The sequence below is a fragment of the Streptomyces sp. NPDC050619 genome (assembly GCF_040654815.1).
Classification (GTDB): Bacteria; Actinomycetota; Actinomycetes; order Streptomycetales; family Streptomycetaceae; genus Streptomyces.
The window spans coordinates 1-2,726 of record NZ_JBFAIR010000115.1; the positions used below are offsets into that span (position 1 = coordinate 1).

2 protein-coding genes and 2 pseudogenes are annotated in these 2,726 nt (G+C 71.6%); 2 read left to right on the top strand and 2 right to left on the bottom strand.

Features of this window, described 5'->3' with window-relative positions:
- Positions 1 to 225: 225 nt before the first annotated feature.
- Positions 226 to 774, top strand: coding sequence for a sigma-70 family RNA polymerase sigma factor (locus AB0I77_RS53290; protein WP_363290288.1), 549 nt, complete (start codon positions 226 to 228; stop codon positions 772 to 774).
- A gap of 131 nt (positions 775 to 905) precedes the next feature.
- Positions 906 to 1,955 carry a CU044_5270 family protein gene (locus AB0I77_RS53295; RefSeq protein ID WP_363290289.1) on the top strand — a complete coding sequence of 350 codons (1,050 nt, stop codon included), beginning with the start codon at positions 906 to 908 and terminating at the stop codon, positions 1,953 to 1,955.
- On the opposite strand, the pseudogene AB0I77_RS53300 reads toward AB0I77_RS53295, so the two are convergent.
- Positions 1,956 to 2,199 (bottom strand): annotated as a pseudogene (locus AB0I77_RS53300) (bifunctional 5,10-methylene-tetrahydrofolate dehydrogenase/5,10-methylene-tetrahydrofolate cyclohydrolase); the annotation flags it as partial.
- 95 nt (positions 2,200 to 2,294) lie between these two features.
- Positions 2,295 to 2,503 (bottom strand): annotated as a pseudogene (locus tag AB0I77_RS53305) (mini-circle protein); the annotation flags it as partial.
- Between the last annotated feature and the right edge of the window lie 223 nt (positions 2,504 to 2,726).

Genomic DNA, 2,726 nt, shown 5'->3' on the forward strand with positions numbered 1-2,726 from the left:
TCGGCGCGCATGAACAGCGCCATCACGCCACCGATGCAGAAGAACGCGAACGACGTGACCAGATACAGCGTGCCGATCGTCTTGTGATCAGTGGTCGTCAGCCACTTGAGGTGCCTCATGCCCCGCCTGTGTCCGCGCCCCGCCCGGAAGTCACACTCGACGGGAGCGACGAGCGTCACGAAAGACAGGTGTGACGATCGCGAAGGTGCCGGACACGAACGGAACATGAGCAACGACGAGATCTTCGCCGCTGCCTACCGCGAGCACTACTGGGCGGTCAGCCGCTATGTCGCGCGGCGGCTGGACGGGCGTACGAGCGAGGTGGAGGAAGTGGTGGCGGAGGTGTTCACGGTCGCCTGGCGCCGCCGGGCCGACCTTCCGGCGGCCCCGCTGCCCTGGCTGTACGGCGTGGCACGCAACTGCCTCGCCAACGCGGTACGCGGCCAGGGGCGCCGCCGTCGGCTTGTCGACCGGCTCGGCAACGACGACGCCGCGCACGGACGGCACATCGCGGCAGGCCCCGACGCCGAGACGCCGGGCGGCTGGGTGCACGAGGCGCTCGCCCGGCTCTCCCCGTCCGACCAGGAGGTACTGCGCCTGACGGCCTGGGAGGAACTCGGCATCGACGAGGTCGCCGTCGCCCTCGGCTGCGGCAGACGGGCCGCCTCGATGCGGCTGCACCGGGCCCGCCGCCGACTGAGAGACGAGATCGACCGTACGTGCCCCGCCTTCGCCGCCGAGGCGTATCCCTTCAAGGGGAGCGGCGATGGCTGACGTTCTTCGATGTCGGCGCCTTGCACCTGCGCTGACGTGTGTCTTTCGAAGGGGACCGGCGATGGCTGACCTTCTTCGATCTCCGCGCCCTGTACCCGCCGCCGACGCGACCGCCTCGAAGGAGCACGGCCTTGGCTGACGAACTCGAACTCCTGCGCCGTGCCAACCCGGTACCGCCCGACGGTCCCCACTTCGGCGACGGCCCCCTGGACCACAACGCCGAGCGCCGGCTCGAGCGGCTGCTGCACGACCGGACCGCCGGCCGGCCCGGTTTCCGGCTGCCGCGCGAGTCGGCCCCCGGCCGCCGCCGTATCCGGCTGCTGCCCGACCGGCTCCCCGGCGGCAGCCGCGCCCGCCTGGCCTGGGGGCTCATGGCCACGGCCGTCGTCGCCGCCCTCACGCTGACACTCGTGCTCAGCGGCCCGAATACCACCCCCGCTGTCGCCGCACCCCGTCCGCTGGTCGTCCAGGCCGACTCCACCCCCGTACCCCTGGACCGGCTGGCCGAGCGTGCCGAGCAGGCCGCGGCCGACGGTGCGCCCGGTCTGCGCAAGGGCACGCACGTGCTGTCGTGGAGCATGGGAATGTCGGAGGACAAGCCCCCGGTCACGTTCGCCGAGGAACGCATCGTGCGCTGGAAGGCGGACGACAGCCACACCGAGCTCGTCGTGGCGACCGACCCGCGGCACCCAGGGCGTCCGGTGCTCTCCGACGAGGACGGCGAGCCGCGCCTCGTCGAGGACGGCCACGTCATCAGCAAGCAGACGTTCGGGCCGAGTTGGAGCGACGCCCCGCCCGAGTCGCCGCCGCCGTACGACGTCACACGGCTGCGGGACTATCTGCGGGAGGCCTCGTACCTCGACACCTCGCTGACCACGCCCCAACTCCTCGACGCCGTAGGCGTGTTGCTCGACCACTGGACCCTCGGCGCCCGCGAGACGGCGGCGCTCGCCCGGCTCCTGGCGGACGCCGAGGGGCTGCGGCCCGTGGGTCAGGTGACCGACCGCCTCGGCCGGCGCGGCCAGGCGTACGTGTACGACGGCGAGGCCGCCCGCCGGATGCTGATCATGGACCCGGACACCGGTGCCGTCCTCGGCCTGGAGAGCACGGCCACGGTCGGCGAACCCGAGTGGGGCCTCAAAGCGGGCGACGTCATGGAATACAAGGCCTGGATGCGCTGATCACGCCCCGAGTTGCCGGGCGGCAGCGGCCACTGTCTGCTCCAGCAGCGTGGCGATCGTCATCGGACCGACGCCGCCCGGCACCGGAGGATCAGCGAGGCCCGCTCCGCGGCCGCCCCGAATCAGCCGCGGACAGGTCCTGGGTGCGGGAGTGGCAGTAGGTCACCGTCGTGTCGCGGGCGAGCAGTTGCATGCCGGCCGGCCTGCCCAGGATCGCGCTGCGGCGTACAGGACACGATCGCCTCGAACGCGGCCCGCTCGTAGATGGGCGCGCCCATCGGATGCCGCAACATCCTCCAGGCCCGCTACGCGGGAGCCGCCCGCACTAGTAATAGCCCCGTCCAGGGAGGCCGCGGCGACGATCTCATTGCTGCGGGTGCACTGAGCCTCGTATTCCGCGAGGAGCTCGGTGAGGGGGTGGCCGTCGGTGTGCCAGTCGGCGTCCTCATGGCTGGTGAGGTCGGGATGACCGAACGGTGCGCGTCCTCGTGGCTCAGCCCCTCACATTTCCAGCGCAGGATCTGCCGCTCCAGGTCCAGCCAGCCGATGAGCGCGGTGCGTTCGTCCGCTTGGAGCTGGGCGGATTCCGGGCTCGGAGCGTCGGCCGATGGTGATCAACTCCAGCGGCGGATCACCACGCTGGAACAGCAGCCATCGTGTCCGTCGACGTGGCAGAGACCGCCGATCCATGGATGAACCGTCCTCTCCCGCCCCTGCGCGGGCGCCTCTACGGTCGAGGCTGCGGGCGCTCACCGGCCCGCCGTACCGAAG

Excerpts from the sequence above, each read along its gene's own strand:
- AB0I77_RS53290 (WP_363290288.1), top strand. The coding sequence starts at position 226 with ATGAGCAACGACGAGATCTTCGCCGCTGCCTACCGCGAGCACTACTGG.